At 37.2% G+C, this 18264-nt stretch carries 17 protein-coding genes and 2 pseudogenes; 8 read left to right on the plus strand and 11 right to left on the minus strand.

The window, feature by feature from the left end; translation table 11 throughout:
• The first annotated feature begins 27 nt into the window (after positions 1 to 27).
• Positions 28 to 1224 (plus strand): alpha/beta hydrolase, encoded by a 1197-nt coding sequence (locus RM573_RS14115; RefSeq protein ID WP_311583380.1) that lies wholly within the window; start codon positions 28 to 30, stop codon positions 1222 to 1224.
• Positions 1225 to 1622: 398 nt separating this feature from the next.
• Here RM573_RS14115 and RM573_RS14120 read toward each other — a convergent pair whose 3' ends face one another.
• Positions 1623 to 2696 carry a serine hydrolase domain-containing protein gene (locus tag RM573_RS14120; RefSeq protein WP_311583383.1) on the minus strand — a complete coding sequence of 358 codons (1074 nt, stop codon included), beginning with the start codon at positions 2694 to 2696 and terminating at the stop codon, positions 1623 to 1625.
• A 247-nt stretch (positions 2697 to 2943) separates the two neighbouring features.
• On the opposite strand from RM573_RS14120, the gene RM573_RS14125 reads away from it, so the two are divergent.
• The 4 genes from RM573_RS14125 (at position 2944) to RM573_RS14140 (ending at position 5293) form a co-directional block, all read left to right on the plus strand.
• Positions 2944 to 3294 carry a DUF6249 domain-containing protein gene (locus tag RM573_RS14125; protein WP_311583386.1) on the plus strand — a complete coding sequence of 117 codons (351 nt, stop codon included), beginning with the start codon at positions 2944 to 2946 and terminating at the stop codon, positions 3292 to 3294.
• A gap of 15 nt (positions 3295 to 3309) precedes the next feature.
• A complete protein-coding gene (locus RM573_RS14130) occupies positions 3310 to 3840 on the plus strand; it encodes an RNA polymerase sigma factor (RefSeq protein ID WP_311583389.1) in 531 nt (176 codons plus the stop codon).
• 35 nt (positions 3841 to 3875) lie between these two features.
• Positions 3876 to 4172 (plus strand): hypothetical protein, encoded by a 297-nt coding sequence (locus RM573_RS14135; protein ID WP_311583391.1) that lies wholly within the window; start codon positions 3876 to 3878, stop codon positions 4170 to 4172.
• A gap of 323 nt (positions 4173 to 4495) precedes the next feature.
• Entirely contained in the window at positions 4496 to 5293 is a 798-nt protein-coding gene (locus tag RM573_RS14140; protein WP_311583394.1) for a formyl transferase, read from the plus strand.
• Between the two features lie 66 nt (positions 5294 to 5359).
• Here RM573_RS14140 and RM573_RS14145 read toward each other — a convergent pair.
• Together RM573_RS14145 and RM573_RS14150 are read right to left on the minus strand one after the other, a co-directional pair.
• Positions 5360 to 5596 (minus strand): annotated as a pseudogene (locus RM573_RS14145) (endonuclease III); the annotation flags it as partial.
• A gap of 38 nt (positions 5597 to 5634) precedes the next feature.
• Positions 5635 to 7686 carry a winged helix-turn-helix domain-containing protein gene (locus RM573_RS14150; protein ID WP_311583397.1) on the minus strand — a complete coding sequence of 684 codons (2052 nt, stop codon included), beginning with the start codon at positions 7684 to 7686 and terminating at the stop codon, positions 5635 to 5637.
• Positions 7687 to 7831: 145 nt separating this feature from the next.
• On the opposite strand from RM573_RS14150, the gene RM573_RS14155 reads away from it, so the two are divergent.
• The gene (locus tag RM573_RS14155; RefSeq protein ID WP_311583400.1) at positions 7832 to 10150 is read left to right on the plus strand and encodes a CocE/NonD family hydrolase; all 2319 of its coding nucleotides are present in this window, start codon (positions 7832 to 7834) and stop codon (positions 10148 to 10150) included.
• Between the two features lie 87 nt (positions 10151 to 10237).
• Here RM573_RS14155 and RM573_RS14160 read toward each other — a convergent pair.
• A pseudogene (locus tag RM573_RS14160) lies at positions 10238 to 10474 on the minus strand (endonuclease III); the annotation flags it as partial.
• A gap of 140 nt (positions 10475 to 10614) precedes the next feature.
• On the opposite strand from RM573_RS14160, the gene RM573_RS14165 reads away from it, so the two are divergent.
• Together RM573_RS14165 and map are read left to right on the plus strand one after the other, a co-directional pair.
• Positions 10615 to 10821, plus strand: a complete 207-nt coding sequence (locus tag RM573_RS14165) for a ParD-like family protein (protein ID WP_311583403.1) — start codon at positions 10615 to 10617, stop codon at positions 10819 to 10821.
• The gene (gene map / locus RM573_RS14170) at positions 10814 to 11587 is read left to right on the plus strand and encodes a type I methionyl aminopeptidase (RefSeq protein ID WP_311583406.1); all 774 of its coding nucleotides are present in this window, start codon (positions 10814 to 10816) and stop codon (positions 11585 to 11587) included. Before RM573_RS14165 ends, map begins: the two co-directional genes overlap by 8 nt.
• A 90-nt stretch (positions 11588 to 11677) precedes the next feature.
• On the opposite strand, the gene nth is transcribed toward map, so the two are convergent.
• The 7 genes from nth to rsxA are packed head-to-tail and all read right to left on the minus strand — an operon-like array spanning position 11678 to position 18031.
• The gene (nth, locus tag RM573_RS14175) at positions 11678 to 12310 is read right to left on the minus strand and encodes an endonuclease III (RefSeq protein ID WP_311583409.1); all 633 of its coding nucleotides are present in this window, start codon (positions 12308 to 12310) and stop codon (positions 11678 to 11680) included.
• A 60-nt stretch (positions 12311 to 12370) separates the two neighbouring features.
• Positions 12371 to 13075, minus strand: a complete 705-nt coding sequence (locus tag RM573_RS14180) for an electron transport complex subunit E (RefSeq protein ID WP_311583413.1) — start codon at positions 13073 to 13075, stop codon at positions 12371 to 12373.
• Between the two features lie 3 nt (positions 13076 to 13078).
• Positions 13079 to 13717 (minus strand): electron transport complex subunit RsxG, encoded by a 639-nt coding sequence (rsxG, locus tag RM573_RS14185; RefSeq protein ID WP_311583472.1) that lies wholly within the window; start codon positions 13715 to 13717, stop codon positions 13079 to 13081.
• A gap of 8 nt (positions 13718 to 13725) precedes the next feature.
• Positions 13726 to 14775 carry an electron transport complex subunit RsxD gene (gene rsxD, locus RM573_RS14190; protein WP_311583416.1) on the minus strand — a complete coding sequence of 350 codons (1050 nt, stop codon included), beginning with the start codon at positions 14773 to 14775 and terminating at the stop codon, positions 13726 to 13728.
• 2 nt (positions 14776 to 14777) lie between these two features.
• A complete protein-coding gene (rsxC, locus tag RM573_RS14195; RefSeq protein WP_311583419.1) occupies positions 14778 to 16871 on the minus strand; it encodes an electron transport complex subunit RsxC in 2094 nt (697 codons plus the stop codon).
• Entirely contained in the window at positions 16872 to 17450 is a 579-nt protein-coding gene (gene rsxB, locus RM573_RS14200) for an electron transport complex subunit RsxB (protein WP_311583422.1), read from the minus strand.
• The gene (gene rsxA / locus RM573_RS14205) at positions 17450 to 18031 is read right to left on the minus strand and encodes an electron transport complex subunit RsxA (protein ID WP_311583425.1); all 582 of its coding nucleotides are present in this window, start codon (positions 18029 to 18031) and stop codon (positions 17450 to 17452) included. The genes rsxB and rsxA overlap by 1 nt, the downstream gene beginning before the upstream one ends.
• Between the last annotated feature and the right edge of the window lie 233 nt (positions 18032 to 18264).

The raw sequence follows: 18264 nt of genomic DNA on the forward strand, positions 1-18264 counted from the left end.
TTACCTTTGCACAATACAAACAAAACTATGCCAATACAAAAAAGAATCTATGTATCGCTTTATCTTTGTCTCGTATCATTCTCGCTACTTGGAGCTGAGTCTAGCAAACCTTTAACGGTCATTTTAAAATCTCCAACCGAAGCAATTTTGCCCTATAACGTTGAATTATCAGGCACTTTCAATCAATGGCAGTTGACTGGTACTTCTAAAATGAAGTGGCAAGATATTGAGAAACATTATCAATTTAACCTCCCCCATGACGGAAGTTATACATACTTTAACTTTTATAAAAATGGCGATTGGCAGAATCCAATTTCTACCGAGTTTGGTAAGCCGTTTACTTGTGGTTTTATTGTTGATCCAATCCAGGAGTCTAGATTTATACCTGAGTTCTTCGGGTGGGCGAAAGAAAGTAACATAATCCCGCCTCGAACTGTCGTCGGTGATTTAGTGACGGTAACTGATTTTCCAATGACGCTACTCGACCGGACAGGAGATATTTTTATCTACCTACCTGATAATTATCGAGAAAGTATGAAAAAACATTATCCAGTCGTTTACATGCTTGATGGACAAAACTTGTTTAGTGAATCACTGTCTTATAGTTACGAATGGCGGGTCGATGAAATTGTTACTTCTATGCCACTAGATGTAATTATTGTAGGGATTGCCAATGGGCCCCAGAGATGGCAAGAATATAATCCTTGGGATAGTGTTAATTACATGGGGAATAGTTATGAAGGCTTAGGTGAGAAAACTATTCGCTTTATTCTAGATGAACTGAAACCATACATAGATCAAAATTATAGAACGTTAAAAGCTGCTGAAAACACAGCACTGTTAGGTAGCTCCTTAGGTGGCCTTATGGCTTTGTATGCTGGCATTTTGCATGGAGAATCGTTTGGGAAAGTGGCTGCATTTTCTCCTGCTTTCTCGTTTTCCACCGCGGAAGCTCAAGCTACATTAAACGCTGAACAAAGCAACTTAATCAATGCCGTTAAGGGATTAAAGGAAAGTAATAAAACAAAATTATATTTTGATGTAGGTGAAGTTGAGTATGGATCTTTTGCATTAATTGAAGAGTTATACGATTCGTTTTTGAACGCAGGTTATGACAGAGATCAGTTGAGAATGGTAAAAGATAAATTGGGACGACACTGTGAACTTGATTGGTCAAGACGGCTCCCAATTGCCTTGAATTGGTTATTCCCCACTCAACGTTGAAAACTAACTTACCAATAGTTTTAAATGGATTGATAGGGTTTTACTCTGTATTGTTTTTACACTCACATCAACCTTTGGGTAATACATGAATCACAGCGTGGTTTGCAGGTGGGGGTAGTGTAACAACCAAGTAGTATCAGCCAGTGGTAAACGCCCCCTTTAATTTTGTTCGCCCAACTTTAAGTCGCTTTTGCTCGTACAGATTGACGTTTTACCTAGGGTAAGCTTCATGTGGTTTGAAACGCGGGCGATAGCGTTTACTGCTATGCTCGGGCAGCTTAAAGAAAAATATCTAAACAAAGTTTGGAACATTGAACTGATTTAAGCACCAACGAGATATCAACATCGATAATTTTTGACGTGCTATTTTTTATAAAAAGGTGTTCATCTTTAATTTGTTATTCTATAAACAGTGCCGCAATATCTCTGGTTATTTGAGTTGGAGAATTACAGTCGCAGTTAGTGAGTCCAATAACATAAACGTTTAGGCTTGGAATATAAACTCCCATTGATTTGAAGCCAAATATACTGCCACCATGTTCTCTTATTGATACATTATTAATGTCTTTTAAATGCCAGCCATAACCATAAGAAATTGGCTCCCCATTATTTAACTTATATTTACTAAAAGCCATAATTATCGTGTTTTGCTTTACTAGTTGGTTATTATTAATAGCTTGTTGCCAAATTAACATATCATCTGCTGTCGACATTAATGAGCCTGACGAATACGGAAGAGTTAAACTGACCATCATTCTGTTCGTGTATTGTGCTTTGTAATGGTAACCGTAAGCTCTATTTTTTATTATTTCTCTGTCATTAGCATATCTAGAGTTTTTCATTCCTAGAGTTTTAAATATCTTTTTTTCAACAAAGTTTTCATATGTTTCAGCAGAAACAATTTCAATAATACGGCCTAAAAGTGCATATCCTGAATTGTTATACTTAAAATGTTCTCCTGGGCTAAAATCAACGGGTTCATTTTTGAAGAAATCTACCAATTCTTCAGGTGAGTGAGCCTTTTTTGCTACACTCCATAATGTTTTCATTTTAGTATAATCTTTTATTCCTGATGTGTGCGTCAAAAGGTGATGCAAAGTAATGTTTTCACCATTAGGGTAATGCGGTAAATATTTTGCAATGTTATCATTTACGTTTAACTTTTCTTGTTCGTGCAACATCAATATGCTTAGTGCTGTAAATTGTTTGGTCATCGAGCCTATTTGGAATACATTTTCAGGTTTCATGTCAACATTTAACTCAAGGTTAGCTTTACCAAATGCTTTTCTATAAATTGGCTTACCACCTTTAGCAACTAAGAAAACAGCGCCGGCGTCGTTCGATTGAAATTTTTCATTTAATAATTTGTCTACTTTAGTTACTACTTCCTCTGTGTTTGCAACCGCACTGCCTTGCAAAAAAATTAATGTCATAGCAACAAGTGCTAGTTTAAATATTTTGTTTGAAATCATGCTTTATCCTCTTTAATTAAAATTGATTTGATTGTTACTTTGATACCAAGAGAATAAAATTTGGATGCAACATTATGAGATGTTTATTTTTCAGCTTTGTATTCTATTAAAGTAAATACGATAGGCGAGGGGAAATAAGCAAGCACAGTAATAACTAAAATAAAAAATACTAATCTGCATCTAAATTTGATTATCATCGTATCTAAGTAGTATTGATTTCTTAAAAATTAACGAAAGTGAGAAAAGTATGTCTGATTTATGGATCCCAATTTCAGGAGCTATTTGTTTAACCATTATGGTTATTGTCAATGTTATTGTCGGGAGTAAGAATAAAAAGGAAGTTCAGCAAACTATTCGACAGTTATTAGATAAAGAAGTAAATATCACACCTGAGATATTAGAAAAACTAGGCACATTCAAATCACAAAAAATCATCGATTTACGACGTGGCTTAGCGTTGATAAGTATTGGGGTGGCGTGTGTTTTTTCAGGGGTAGTCGTTTATGAAGCACGATTGGGGCTTGCGATTGGTCTTTTTCCTTTCTTATTAGGAGTTGCTTTTCTACTTTGCTGGAAAATGAATCAAGATGCCGAATAGAAAGAATCATTTACCATGGTAGATGACAACGTACTTATTGCTCGAATCATTTGTGATGGTGATCAACATGCATTTGCTACCCTTATTAACAAATATCAAGGTGCAATACGTCAGTTTCTACGACGGTTGACTGCTGGAGAACAAGCGGCAGCAGATGATATTGCACAAGAAGCTTTTTTAAGAATATATCAAAAATTAGATACTTTTTTAGGCCAGTCTTCTTTTAGTACTTGGGCTCATAAAATTGCTTACAACTGCTTTTTAAAATATAAGCAAAAAATTTACCATCAATATGAAGTAGATGGTTTTGATTTTTCTATGCTAGAAGCAAAGGTTGAAGATATAGAAAAGGACTTGATGATTGAACGGTTAATGACCTTTTTAGATGTCGCAGAGCGGACTTGCATTACATTATCTGTTAGCGCTGGAATGAGTCATCAAGAAATATCGACAATAACCGAATTTCCTTTAGGTACTGTGAAATCACATATCAACAGAGGAAAACAGAAGTTAATGGATAAAGTCCATCAACAAAAATCATTTTAAAATAAAGTTCTGCTAACAAAGATAAAGGAAACACCATGAATACTAACGATGACTCCTTTTTAAATTCGTTATTACAATACCATACACGCTTAGTTGATCAGCAATTTGTTGATAACATTATCAACAATATTAAAGCAAAAAATAAGTTTCGTTTAAAAGTGATGATTGTCGCCATACTGTTAGCTTGCTCTTTGGCTATTCCATTAATTGGCAGTATTAATCAAGAATTCGTTTACTTTCATGATTTAGCCGCATTATCACCTTATATTATTACTATTTTTTCACTTGTTGTGCTGGGATTTTTTGCTTGGATAAGCAATGAAAATTTTTAATTAGTGAAATTGCTTTCAAGAGAATGTAGGCCAATTAGTATTAAATTCGCAATACAATGTAATGGTTAATATGCGATAAGGTATTGCTAAGCACTTTCACATTGAAATAGCAGTTTTAGCTTTTAATTGTTGTATGAAAATTTAATTAGCATAGCTAACTGAATGCGAATGGAAATTTTAAAAAGGTAGACTTTCATAGCCATGCTGCTTAGCATAATAATTTCGCTGCATTCCTCTTTGTGTTTACGCGAACTATTGAAAATATTAGTGTCAATTTAAAACAATTGTTTTAAGTTAACTGTACTTAAATTAGGTATCAATCATTGAACATATTAATTCTTTCAAATAGAGACTTAGCAAGCAATTTTGCATTAAATTTATTAATACCTAAATTAATCGGTGCGCATAAAGTACATCTTTGGCTTTCAGGGAAAGTTGGTAAAAAGCGTGTTTTACCTGAACAATTGAGTCGACTTAAGTTTTTTGAACAAGATTTATTTAATCAATTATTAAGCCCATTGTTTTCAGGTAAAAAAATCGATAAGTTGAAAGGGTTTGAAAGTTTTCAACCTTACTTAGCTTCCGAGTTACTTGAAGTCAATGACATAAATACACCAAAAACTATCTCGAGAATAAAAGATCTTGCCCCTGATTTAATCGTTTCAATCCGTTATGGAGGAATTTTAAAAGAGGACTGTATTAATATTCCAATTAAAGGGGTGTTAAATCTTCACTCGGGAATTTTGCCTCAATATCGTGGGGTTATGGCCACTTTTTGGGCTTTGCTTAATGGCGATGAAAAAATAGGAACCACACTACACACAATCGATGATGGAAGTATTGATACTGGGAAAATAATAAAAATTTCAACGTTAGATGTACAGTCCAATAAATCCTATCTTTGGCATGTCCTTGAGTTATATAAACAGGGCGTTGTCGATGTCTTTGATACAATTACATCTATTGCGCAGGATAAGAAAGTGTTGAAGTTAGCTCAACCTAAAGATAATGCTTATTTTACCTTCCCTACAAACGAAGAGTTAACCGTATTTGAACAGCAAGGTTTGAAATTGGTTGATGAGCAAGAACTGCTATGTTTTATAAGAAAAAACTATTTGTAAGCTTATTAACTCACGATCAAGCCGAGTTAGTCATGCCACTTTAATTCGCTCAGCAGTGACTTAAAATTATTTAGTCTTATCCTTAAACTCACACAAGTCTTCAATAATACAAGCACCACAACGGGGCTTGCGAGCACCACAAGTATAGCGACCGTGAAGAATTAGCCAATGGTGCACGTCAACCTTAAATTCAGCAGGTACTACTTTTAGTAGCTTTTTTTCTACTAGATCAACGTTTTTACCCATGGCTAGTTTAGTACGGTTGGAAACTCTAAAAATATGGGTGTCCACGGCGATGGTAGGTCAGCTAAAAGATAATAAAGGTAGATCAACCTTTTCTATTAATTCCATGTTTGTTTAGGGCTATTGTTATAGGTTTGATAAATATCACTCTCGTTAATTTTTGACGAATTTTTACTAAATAAAACAACATCACCAACAAGTGAAAAATGCCCAACTTGGTTATATAAAGTGGTGACAGTCTTATCAGACTCGATATCGTAAATATTTATTTTGCTCTCGATAGGGTCGTAAAACGCAACGCGATTTTCACTTTTTTTGACGTTAAATTGCCTTCCATAAAAAGGATTTACGTTATGTTTAGGCAACAATAAAGGTGTTGCATCTTCGCCATGATACCAATTTCCGTCTTGATCATTCCAAAGCCAATTGTCTGTTGTAGAAGTGTATTGAATGCTTCGCCATTTCGAGTCAATTCGTTTCATTGAATTGTCGTCTAAATTAAATTCAACCACTTGCCAGTTTGAATCGAGTTTTATGCTAAAGCTTATTATGTTGAGGGATTTAAAAGATACACCTCTAAATTCTTTTTCTGGTAACGGCAGTACTTTTGTCTCACCAGTGGTTGTGTTAATTACGTGAATAGAATTTAAAGTAACTCCAGCAATGCTTTGTTCCTTTGGGGACCAAGTTAAATCGATATAGTGTCGACCATCAGCAAACTGGGTGATTTTTTTCTTCTTTTTTGTCTCACGATCATACAACCAAAGCTCTTCGTTACCTGTGGTTAAGCTGATATATGCCACTTGTTTTGTGCTAGGTGATAATACTGCGAGTCTTTCATCGAAGGTATCATTTAGTATGGACTGTGTTTTATCTTCAGAGATCTTATATTCATCAACATTTACATCATGCTCAAATACTGAAAACGCATAATCAACACCATTACTGTGTCTTTCTGGCCGATGTAATTGTTGTGAACTCGTAAACAGAATTGTTTTATCGCTGCCGTTTAGAGAATATTGCACAATTTCACGAGCTGGATGTTCACCCATCATGACAACGTGTTTGCCATCATGCGACCAGATACCACAACAAATATAGGCATTTAGTTTGAACAATAAGGTTAATTGCTGTGTCTCTAAGTCGAGTTGATAAAACCCCTCCCATTGTTGTTGATTCGGCGATGATATAAGCAGTTTGTTCTCAGTAGGATGAAGGTCAAATTGACTGTTACCATTTAAATGTAAATCGGGCTGCGGCAACCATCGAGTTTGACCGGAATTAATATCCAGTGAATAAAGCGAGTAAGGTTTATTCAACCCTGGAGATTCAGAGAAAATGACAATATTATCGTCATGGGTGAATTTTATAGCGCCATAGCTGCCAGCTTTGCAGGTATGTATTAATGTAGGTTTAGACATTACTAAACCATCAAACTCGCGAATAAAATACTGACATTTTTCGGGGGAACCAACCAGATAAACAAGTTTTGTGCCTTTATCATTCCAACTGCCTGGGCCGACTCCGTTTTCTTCTCCGTGATTGATTTCAACTTGCTCACCAGAAAAGATGTTTTTTACGAACAGTTTAAATTTTTCCCCATCATTATTCATATAAGCGAAGCGAATACCGTCCTGCGCAAAGCTAGGAAAATACTCGCTGCCGATATCTGTTGTGACGGCCTTGGCTGAAATAAAAGTATTAGTGGGAGAGTGGTCTGAAAAATAAAACCAAAATAATGAAGCAAAAATTAAGGGTAATAATAAAAGTTGGACTCGCTTGTCAAACCATCTCTTAGGATAAGAAATATCTTGTTTGGTAAGAAAGTCAGTAGAATCTGTTAATTGCGTGGCAGACGCTATAAATCGGTAGCCCCGTTTAGGTATTGTTACAATAAATTGAGGGTTTCGAGCGTCATCTTGTAGTACTTTTCTCAGTTTAGTGATCAATTTACTTACTGTATTGTCACTGACGTAGCGACCATGCCAAACATTATCTAATAGCTGTTGTTTACTAATAACTTGATATGGATGGCGGCAAAAATAAGTTAAAAGCTCACCCACCATAGGTTCTATTCGAACCATATTTTGTTCATTGTGTAACGTTTGATGCTGTTCGCTAAACTCAAAACCTTCAATTTTCCAACGCATACCTATCCATATACCTATTACGTAGCCCTTTAAAATAAAGGTTGTCACAAAAAGTCATAACGATTCACCTCTTTGTCAGGACTTTATCTTTTTGCCTCTATAGAGTGAAACCATCCGCGATGAAAACTATACAAAGGAAGCACAAATGAAAAAAATAAGTTTAACATCTATAGCGATTTATTCAGTTATTATATTACTAAAATTTATGCCAAATACCTATGCAGCAGATGAACAGACATACCCTATCTCCAACATTATTTCCAAGGCTGATTTAAGCAGCGAATCTGGACAACTTGCACTTTTGACATCTGATGACATTAAGAGCGATTTATCGTCTTTTGCACAAAGCCTAAAAGAGAAAGAAATAAACCAACAAAGCATGTTTAGCAAAATTGCATTGTTTTCACTACGAGAAGATGTTGACAAAATATCGAGTGCTATTAGGCGACAACAAAATACGTTGGAATATTCTCATTACCAATTTTTTCATCAAACTCGCCTTGCCTTAAATGGTCAAAAGTCAACTAAAGAAAGTTTTGTAAATAAAGCCAATGATTTAATTAAAAGTAAGTTTGAACATTTGAATGATGAAGGGTTTGTTCAATTGTCGCTTGCACTTGGTTGGTCGGTTTCGAACGCCAAAGAATATGTTTTAAACATCTTTAAACAGCTGCAAAAAAAATCATTGTTGACTCGAGGTGACATGATAAACCTTGCGGTTAATTATCACTTATATCAGGTCCTCGACGCCATCATTCCTATTGTGAACGACATTGTACAATTGGAACAACAGGACCGATTTGTCATTCAACCGGATGTACTTGTGAAATTAAAAAATGGTATTGAAATTTCTACTACGATTGTCAGAAGTCGAGGTCAAACCAAGCCTAACAGTACCGCCTTGCAATACACCATCTATGCAGATGAAACCGCACACATCAAAGCTGCCATGCATGCCGCTGCACATGGTTATATTGGTATAGTTGCCAATTCTCGAGGAAAGCGTTCGAGCAATAACGACATCGTGCCGTGGGAGCACGAAGGAGAAGATGCATCACAACTGATCAATTGGATCACTGAGCAAGTTTGGAGCGATGGTAACGTTGTTATGTACGGTGGCAGCTATAACGGTTTTACGCAATGGGCGACGGCAAAACATATGCCGAAAGGTCTAAAAGCAATGGCGCCATATGTCGCTGCAAATTTGATAACCGGCCTCCCTTATGAAAACAACATTGCATTGACTGGAAATTTCGAGTGGCCATTGTATGTTACCAACAACAAAACCGTTGATAACAGCATTTATAGTGACTGGCAAAGAACAAATAACATTATCAATGAACTCTATAGTAGCGGCCGTCCTTTCGTCGATATTGACAAAATAGCCAATAAACCAAGTCCGTGGCTGCAAAAATGGTTAGCACACCCAGAAGACGCTCCTTACTATCAAAAAATGGTTCCTCATCAGGACGACTACAAACACATCAACATACCTGTACTAAGCATTACTGGCTATTTTGAAGGAGGCCAGATCTCAGCCTTACATTATATGCATGAGCACTATAAATATAATGAAAATGCTAATCACGCACTGTTAATTGGTCCTTATAATCATGGGTCAGCACAAGGGAAACCTCGTTCTCATCACAGTAACTATGAACTTGATCCTGTCGCTTTAGAAAAAGACACTGAAGAAATTACATTTGCATGGTTTGATCATATTTTGAAAGGCAAAACAAAACCCAAGCTAGTGCAAAATAAAGTGAACTATCAAATCATGGGGGCAAACGAATGGCGTTTTTCAGACTCGTTACAAGTGCTCAACCAACGACACTTAAGCTTTTATATTCAAACAAATAAACCGGACACAGCGCAAAATTATTTGTTAGCACAAACGCCTTCTTCACACGCGAATCATTACATAGAGCAAACGGTAGATATGAGCGACAGAAGTGAACAACGTAACCGCTCGCAATGGCCGGTAATTAGTGAGCAAATAAACAAACAAGGAGGTATTCAAATAGAAACGCCAGTGTTTAAACAAGATATGGAACTCACCGGAGCAATTTCAGGTTTTTTTGACATAGCCGTCAATAAGAAAGACGTGGATATCGGGTTTAATTTCTATGAAGTCACCGCGGATGGAAATGCTTTCCACTTAAACAATTATCGAAGTCGAGCGAGTTATGCTGACGATATGAGTACAAGACGTTTATTAACGCCAAATGTTAAACGACGTGTTCCAATAGTTAATGCACGCTTTACGTCTAAGCTGATTGAAAAGGGCAGTAAAATAGTCCTTGTATTAAATGTAAATAAGAATGTCGAAGCGCAAGTTAACTTAGGCTCTGGAAAACTGGTTAACCATGAAACACTGTTAGATGTCGGCAAACCAATGAAATTGAAATGGTATTTATCGTCACAAATTAATTTACCCCTAAAACCTTGGGTTAAAGAAATTTAAACAATCACGTTTGATCTGTGTTAAATGTGAAAATCCTGCTAACTGAATAAACTCATTCGGTTAGCATGAACTAACATATTCTCGTTTTTATTCAGTTTTATCCTTGAACTCACACAAATATTCAATAATACAAGCCCCACAACGGGGCTTGCGGGCAACACAAGTATAGCGACCGTGAAGAATTAGCCAATGGTGCACGTCAACCTTAAATTCAGCAGGTACTACTTTTAGTAGCTTTTTTTCTACTAGATCAACGTTTTTACCCATGGCTAGTTTAGTACGGTTGGAAACTCTAAAAATGTGGGTGTCCACGGCGATGGTAGGCTAGTCAATAGATAATTAAGGTAGATAGAATAGCCACAATTAATGTGTTTTATTCAACTTGCTATTCAGAAAACTTTATTGTGTATGTTTTGTTATGATATGCTATAAAATGTAATGAAATATATCTTTAGGGGTTAGCTATGGGCATAGTAAAAATTTCAGATGAACTTCATGAGGAAGTTCGGAAAAACAGCACAGTAATGGAACGTTCAATCAACTCTCAAGCAGAGTTTTGGATGAAGATTGGCCGGGTTGCAGAGCAAAATCCAACGATGACATACGAGCAAATTATTGAACGAGAAAAGAAAAATCAAAATATTGAAACCATGAAACTTATCAATGAATAATATCAATATTAAAACAGGGGAAGAAATTTCGCTCATGCGTGAATCTGGCCGATTACTCGCGGCTGTTTTTGATGAGTTAGACAGATTTGTTGAAGTTGGTAAATCAACGCTTGAAATTAATGATTTTGTCGAAGACATAATTGTTAGTAAGTTGAACGCTCGACCAGCAAGCAAAGGACAATATGGTTACCAATACGTTTTAAATTCATCAATAAATGAGGTTGTTTGCCATGGCGTACCTTCTGTTGCGAAAAAACTAAAGAACGGCGATATTGTTAATATTGATGTCACTTTAGAAAAGAATGGATTTATATCTGATAGTAGTAAAATGTATTGTATTGGTAAGGTAGCGCCTATCGCTAAAAAATTGGTCGATGTTACTTATGAAGCTATGTGGAAGGGTATACAGACAGTAAAACCTAACTCAACAATAGGGGATATTGGGCATGCTATACAGAGTCACGTTGAAAAGCATGGTTACAGTGTCGTAAAAGATTATTGTGGGCATGGTATTGGTAGGGAAATGCATGAAGCGCCTCAAATTTTACATTATGGTAAACCTGATTCTGGAATTACCTTAAAAGAAGGTATGACTTTTACTATTGAGCCGATGATCAATCAAGGATCTTACAAAACCAAAACCAAAAAAGATGGCTGGACAGTGGTTACTCGAGACAAAAAGTTATCTGCTCAATGGGAACATACAGTTTTGGTTACCTCTGACGGCTTTGAAGTGCTTACACTTAGAGATAATGAACGCTTTTGACGTTTGATTTTAAATACAGACAATAATTAAAGTCTGAATGGTTGTCATAGTTATCGTTAGAGTTAGTTGTTACTAAATAGTTGCGTTTGGCTATTCAGTTTTATCCTTGAACTCACACAAGTCTTCAATGATACAGGCACCACAACGAGGTTTACGGGCAACACAAGTATAACGACCATGAAGAATAAGCCAGTGATGCACGTCTACTTTGAATTCAGCAGGTACTACTTTTAAAAGTTTTTGCTCTACTAGATCAACGTTTTTGCCCATGGCTAATTTAGTGCGGTTGCTTACACGGAATATATGAGTGTCAACGGCTATGGTGGGCCAGCCAAAAGCGGTATTCAGTACAACGTTTGCGGTTTTTCGGCCTACGCCAGGTAATGCTTCTAGTGCTGCTCTATCTTCTGGGACTTCACCACCATGTAAGTCGACTAACATTTGGCAGGTTTTTATCGTATTAACAGCTTTGGTGTTAAATAAACCTATTGTTTTGATATAAGATTTTAATCCGTCTAAACCTAAATCAAGTATAGCTTGAGGGGTATTGGCAACAGGATAAAGTTTAGCCGTAGCTTTATTAACACCCACATCGGTTGCTTGGGCGGATAATAATACCGCAATGAGTAATTCAAAGGGACTTGAAAAGTTTAATTCAGTCGTTGGATGCGGATTATCATCGCGTAAGCGAGTTAATATTTCTAAGCGTTTTTCTTTATTCATTTTTATTTTTTTATTAATTAAGTTAGGCAGTTATATAATTTCTTTACTTGTTATAACCACTTAACTGTCAAAGTTTACTCGAACACGCTCTATTTGAGCGTCTGCTTGTTTGGGGGCTTTTTCTGCTAATTTAGCATCAATTTTATTTTTAGCTGCAATCAAAAAGCCCATCGCGATAAATGCACCAGGGGGGAGTATGGCTAATAAAAATTGATTATCTAATTGAAATACTTCGATTCTTAATACACTTGCCCACTCGCCGAGTAATAAGTCTGCGCCGTCAAATAGCGTTCCTTGCCCTAATATTTCTCGAATACCGCCTAATACTATTAGTACTAATAAAAAACCTAAACCCATCATAAAACCGTCAAAACTCGCCTGTTTTAAAGGGTTTTTAGAGGCATAGGCTTCTGCACGACCAATGATAGCGCAATTGGTAACGATAAGGGGGAGGAAAATGCCTAAAGATTGATAAAGCCCATAAGTAAATGCATTCATCAATAATTGAACACAGGTAACAAAAGCGGCAATAATTAAAACAAAAATAGGAATACGTATTTCTTTAGGTACCCATTGTTGAATAGCTGACACGGTAGCATTTGAGCAAACTAAGACAAACATAGTCGCAAGACCTAAGCCTAATGCGTTTGTAACTGTTGAAGTCACTGCAAGTAATGGACACAAACCTAATAGTTGCACTAAGCCGGGATTGTTTTTCCATAATCCCTGCCAGGTGAGTTCTTTGTATTCGTCTGATAGTTTCATGACTTATCCGATCTCAGCATTTGCTGAACAATTTGCTGCGGTGTTAAACAGCTCAGCTTTATGTTGGTTAAAATAGTTGGTGGTTCTTTTCACGGCATTCACTACGGCACGTGGGGTAATTGTGGCACCGGTAAATTGATCAAACATGCCGCCGTCTTTAGCTACTCCCCAACGGTTATCATTTTCGTCGAGGATCTGTTTACCGTTAAAACTTAAAATCCACTGACTTTTTCGTAATTCCACTTTATCACCTAAGCCTGGGGTTTCTTGATGTTTAATGGTACGAACACCACTAATTGAACCGTCTATGTTTATGGCGACTAATAAAAATATATTACCGTTGTATCCATCAGGCGCAGTCGTAGTTATTGCTGCGGCGATAGGGGTATTATTATTTGTTGCTAAATAGGCTTTTTGTGGCTCTTCACCTAATTGCGTATCTTTAATAATAATACATGTTTGACTAATGGAATTATTATGACTGTTTGGATCAATAATACTGGATAAAGTAGAAATAAGTTGCTGTTGTTCTTGTTCTTTAATTTTGTCTTTTGTTAAAAAATTGACAAAAGCAATCAGCGCAGTACAGGCTACGGCAAAAAGAGCGAGTAATTTGGCGTTCTTTTCAATAGTATTTCGCATCATGATTCCTATTTATGTCCGTAAGTGCGAGGTCGAGTGTATTGATCGATTAAAGGCGCCGACATATTACATAACAATACAGCAAAGGCGACGGCATCCGGATAACCACCAAATTTGCGAATGATAAAGACCAAGAAGCCAGCTAACGCGCCAAAAATTATACGACCTTTAACACTGGTTGCCCCTGAAACAGGATCGGTAAGAATAAAAAAGGCGCCTAACATACATGCCCCATTAAACCAGTGAAATAGTGTTGATGCGTTACTATCAGGGCTAATTAAAAAAGCAATAAATGAACAAATAAATAAGCTACCTAAAAAACTCAATGGCGTAACTAACGGAATCGCTTTTTTAAATAATAAAAAGATACCACCGAGTAAAAACGCTAAATTGATTGACTGCCAGCCGACACCAAAATATTCGCCAATAACAATATTATTCATGCTTTCATTGATCGTTAACCCTAAGGTCAAACTCGTTTTTACAGTATCCAATGGCGTTGCCATCGTATGACCATCGATATGAGTGCGTAACTGTTCGACTGAATAACCATCGTAGGTATAGTTAGTAAAAATAACCGATAAAGTATTGATGAAATCTAAAGGCACAGACATTAATTCAAGTGGAGGTTGCCAAGAGGTCATTTGAACAGGGAAAGATATTAATAGCATGACATATCCTGCCATTGCAGGGTTAAACGGGTTTAAACCAATACCGCCATAAAGCTGTTTCACGATTGCAATGGCAAATATACTTCCAATGACCGAAATCCACCATGGTGCTAGAGCTGGCAAACTGATGCCGAGCAATATAGCCGTTAAAATAGCGCTACCATCAAAGAGCTGCTCACTAACCTTTTTTTCTCTTAATGATAAAACGGTAAATTCTGTTAGCAAAGCTGTCGCAATGGCCAAACTGATATGGATAATGTTGCCCCACCCAAAAAAATACCATTGAGTAAGGATGCCGGGAATAGTGGCATATATCACCAAACGCATTAATGCTGATGTTTTGCTTTGCAGGTGATTATGAGGAGAACTTGCGATCCAATAGGCCATTTTTATTTTGACTCTGCTTGTTGTTTTTTGGCTTTAGCTTTGGCAACTGCTGCGGCTATACGGGCTTTTTTATCAGTAGCTGCATCATTTACTGATTCATCTTGTTTGGCATTTTTTAACGTGTTATTTGCTGGAGCTAATGATTCACTTTTTAGCTCGGCTTGTTGTTTTTTGGCTTTCGCTTTGGCAACCGCAGCGGCAATTTTAGCTTTTTTAGCTTCCGCGGGAGATACATCAACCGTATTATCTGACTTTGATGTAGTCACTGTTGTTTGGTCTACGGCTAATTTTTTGGCTTTTGCTTTAGCAACTGCAGCGGCAATTTTAGCTTTTTTCGCTTCTACAGGGTCTATATCACTCTTATCTTCACTATTACCTACAACGGTATCCGCTTTAATTTCATCGGGTAGTGTTTCAGAGACAGAAAGATTATTTTTTGCTGCTTGCTTTTTCGCTTTTGCCCTAGCTATGGCCGCGGCCACTTGAGATTTTTTTTCTGAACTGTCGGTTGAGTTTTCAACATTTTCGTTAGCGGGCTGGGCATTTGCTTGCGCTTTTTTCGCTTTCACCCTAGCTAAGGCTGCAGCAACTGCCGACTTTTCATTATTTGCTTCTGGGGTACCGGAATTCATGCGAGCTTTGCGCGCTGCAGCCGCTTTCTTATGTTTTTCTTCTCGCGCTAATTTTTCTCGTTCTAATCGTAATTTACGCGCTTCAAAACGAACTTTTGCTTTTTCTGCTTTTAAATCAAGTAAATGTTGCTGACGAATTTCAGCCTTTGCAACACGATAATAATGTACTAACGGGATATGGCTTGGACATACATACGCACATGCACCGCATTCAATGCAATCAAATAAGTTTAATGTATTAAGTTGTTGATGATCTTTCGCTTTAGCACTCCATTGCAGCTCTTGAGGTAGCAACTGGCTAGGACACACTTCTGCACATTGCCCGCAACGAATACACTCTACTTCTTGGTTGTCATTAGGAATTTCTTCTTCACTCGGCGCTAAAATACAATTAGTGGTTTTTACAATCGGCACTTGATTATTTGGCAGGCTAAATCCCATCATAGGGCCGCCCATAATAATATGCTTCTTTGCTTGTTGCGGATAACCACACTCATCCAACAAAAATTCTACGGGAGTTCCTAATAATGCCCAAACATTTTGAGGTTTTGCTAATGCTTGACCACTCACTGTGACTACTCGTTTTATGAGTGGAGTGTCATGAATCACGGCATCGGCAATGGCAAAGCAAGTTGCTATATTTTGCATCACAATACCTAAGGTTGTTGGTAGTACACCTGATGGAACTTCGGTACCTGTTAATGCCATGATTAATTGTTTTTCACCGCCTACAGGGTATTGAGTGGGTAAAACACAGACTTTTATTTTATCAATGTCTTTAGTCGCGTTTTGTAGTGCTTGTATAGCCTCTGGTTTATTATCTTCAATACCAATGAGGATAAAGGCCGGTTCAAGTAAGTGATCAAGAATGTTTATCCCGTCAAGAATCGCTGAACTATGTTCTCTAACTAACAAGTCATCTGCTGTAATGTAAGGTTCACATTCAGAGGCGTTAATAATTAAATAATTGATTTGCGATTTAGTGCTTACTTTTATATGTGTAGGAAAGCCTGCGCCTCCCATCCCTGAAATTCCTGCATTACTGATTTTTTCAATAATGTCAGGTTTTGATAATTGTTGATACTCAGGACATATAGTACGTTCACGCCATTTGTCTTCACCGTCAGGAATTAATGTTATACATAACTCTTCTAAACCAGATGGGTGGGCAATGGTAGCATTTTCGATGGCTGCAATTTTCCCACTTGTTGGTGCATGTACAGGTACCGATAAGGGAAGGGTCGAACGTGTAAGGGCTTGTCCTTTGAGTACAATGTCGCCCACGTTTACCAGTAATTCGCCCGCTTCACCAATGTGTTGTTGAATCGGTATTACGAGTTTTTCAGGGATCGGAAGTTGGAGAATCGGTTTATTAGATGTGAGAAATTTCATTTCAGGGGGGTGAATGCCACCATGAAACTTCCAAAATTGCCCTTTTTCTATGCGTTCAATGACAGATTCCACTTAAACCTCTTTCCCTTGTGGTGTTGCATCTAATTCTACGACAGGAATAGTATTTAAATCCCATTGCCAATTTCGAGTTGTTTGGCGAATAGGACGCATTTCAATACAATCAACAGGGCAAGGTGCTACACATAAATCACAACCTGTGCACTCATCAATAATTACTGTATGCATTTGTTTTGTTGCGCCGATAATGGCATCTACCGGACAGGCTTGAATGCATTTCGTACAGCCGATACAGTCTTCCTCAATGATAAAGGCGACTTTCGGGGTGTTATCTGTTTCGTGATTGCCATCTAATGGTTGCACTTCAACTCCCATCAAATCAGCGATTTTTTTAATCGTGTCATCACCACCAGGCGCGCATTTATTGATGGCTTCGCCATTTGCAACCGCTTCTGCATATGGTTTGCAGCCTGGGTATCCACATTGGCCACATTGTGTCTGTGGCAACAAAGCGTCAATTTGTTCAGCTAGCGGGTCGCCTTCCACTTTAAACCTTACTGATGCATAACCAAGTAAGGCACCAAAGACTAAACCGATAGCGCCGATAACTAAAATAGCAATAATTATTGTCATTAAAACTTAACCAACCCAGTGAAGCCCATAAATGCAAGAGACATTAAACCTGCTGTGATCATCGCGATTGCCGACCCTTTAAATGGCGTAGGTACGTCTGTATTCGCGAGCTTTTCGCGCATAGCTGAAAACATGATTAATACTAACGAAAAGCCAAGTGCGGCGCTGAAGCCATAAATAATGGATTCTAAAAAGTTATGTTGTTCATACATGTTTAACAAAGCGACACCTAACACAGCACAATTTGTCGTAATTAGCGGTAAAAATATTCCCAGTGAACGATATAAGTTTGCGCTAGTTTTATGCACGACCATCTCAGTAAATTGTACAACAACAGCAATGACTAAAATAAATGTCATTGTAGTTAGGTAATCAAGCCCTAAAGGGGATAGAACGTAGGTTTTTACTAGGTAGCTTAATAGTGAAGCTAAGGTCATAACAAACGTAGTTGCATATGACATGCCTATGGCGGTTTCTGTTTTAGAGGACACACCCATGAACGGGCATAAACCGAGAAACTTCACAAGCACGAAGTTGTTAACTAATACTGTGCCCACTAATAATAATAGGTAATCAGTCATGCTAATTTAATAATAATGAATAAGTTAGCCTTATTATCCGATTTTATTCGCAAGATAACAACCGATCTATTGAAAAATTATTATTGCATATGCAACAAGTATCGCTGTGAGTGAGCCTTTGTCATGATTGTTTTACGAATCATCATCGAATTGTTTGCTATTACTGAGTTTAAACAGTGTATAGCTCAGTTTTGTTTGATTGATGTGTCGATTGACTGGGAAAGATATATTTG

It is taken from the genome of Thalassotalea castellviae, assembly GCF_031846185.1.
Lineage (GTDB): Bacteria > Pseudomonadota > Gammaproteobacteria > Enterobacterales > Alteromonadaceae > Thalassotalea_H > Thalassotalea_H castellviae.

Coding starts and splice junctions, on each gene's coding strand:
- rsxA (WP_311583425.1), bottom strand. CDS start 18,031: ATGACTGATTACCTATTATTATTAGTGGGCACAGTATTAGTTAACAAC.
- RM573_RS14135 (WP_311583391.1), top strand. CDS start 3,876: ATGAATACTAACGATGACTCCTTTTTAAATTCGTTATTACAATACCAT.
- RM573_RS14180 (WP_311583413.1), bottom strand. CDS start 13,075: ATGAAACTATCAGACGAATACAAAGAACTCACCTGGCAGGGATTATGG.
- map (WP_311583406.1), top strand. CDS start 10,814: ATGAATAATATCAATATTAAAACAGGGGAAGAAATTTCGCTCATGCGT.
- rsxG (WP_311583472.1), bottom strand. CDS start 13,717: ATGCGAAATACTATTGAAAAGAACGCCAAATTACTCGCTCTTTTTGCC.
- RM573_RS14125 (WP_311583386.1), top strand. CDS start 2,944: ATGTCTGATTTATGGATCCCAATTTCAGGAGCTATTTGTTTAACCATT.
- RM573_RS14155 (WP_311583400.1), top strand. CDS start 7,832: ATGAAAAAAATAAGTTTAACATCTATAGCGATTTATTCAGTTATTATA.
- nth (WP_311583409.1), bottom strand. CDS start 12,310: ATGAATAAAGAAAAACGCTTAGAAATATTAACTCGCTTACGCGATGAT.
- RM573_RS14115 (WP_311583380.1), top strand. CDS start 28: ATGCCAATACAAAAAAGAATCTATGTATCGCTTTATCTTTGTCTCGTA.
- RM573_RS14120 (WP_311583383.1), bottom strand. CDS start 2,696: ATGATTTCAAACAAAATATTTAAACTAGCACTTGTTGCTATGACATTA.
- RM573_RS14165 (WP_311583403.1), top strand. CDS start 10,615: ATGGGCATAGTAAAAATTTCAGATGAACTTCATGAGGAAGTTCGGAAA.
- RM573_RS14130 (WP_311583389.1), top strand. CDS start 3,310: ATGGTAGATGACAACGTACTTATTGCTCGAATCATTTGTGATGGTGAT.
- rsxB (WP_311583422.1), bottom strand. CDS start 17,450: ATGACAATAATTATTGCTATTTTAGTTATCGGCGCTATCGGTTTAGTC.
- RM573_RS14150 (WP_311583397.1), bottom strand. CDS start 7,686: ATGCGTTGGAAAATTGAAGGTTTTGAGTTTAGCGAACAGCATCAAACG.
- rsxD (WP_311583416.1), bottom strand. CDS start 14,775: ATGGCCTATTGGATCGCAAGTTCTCCTCATAATCACCTGCAAAGCAAA.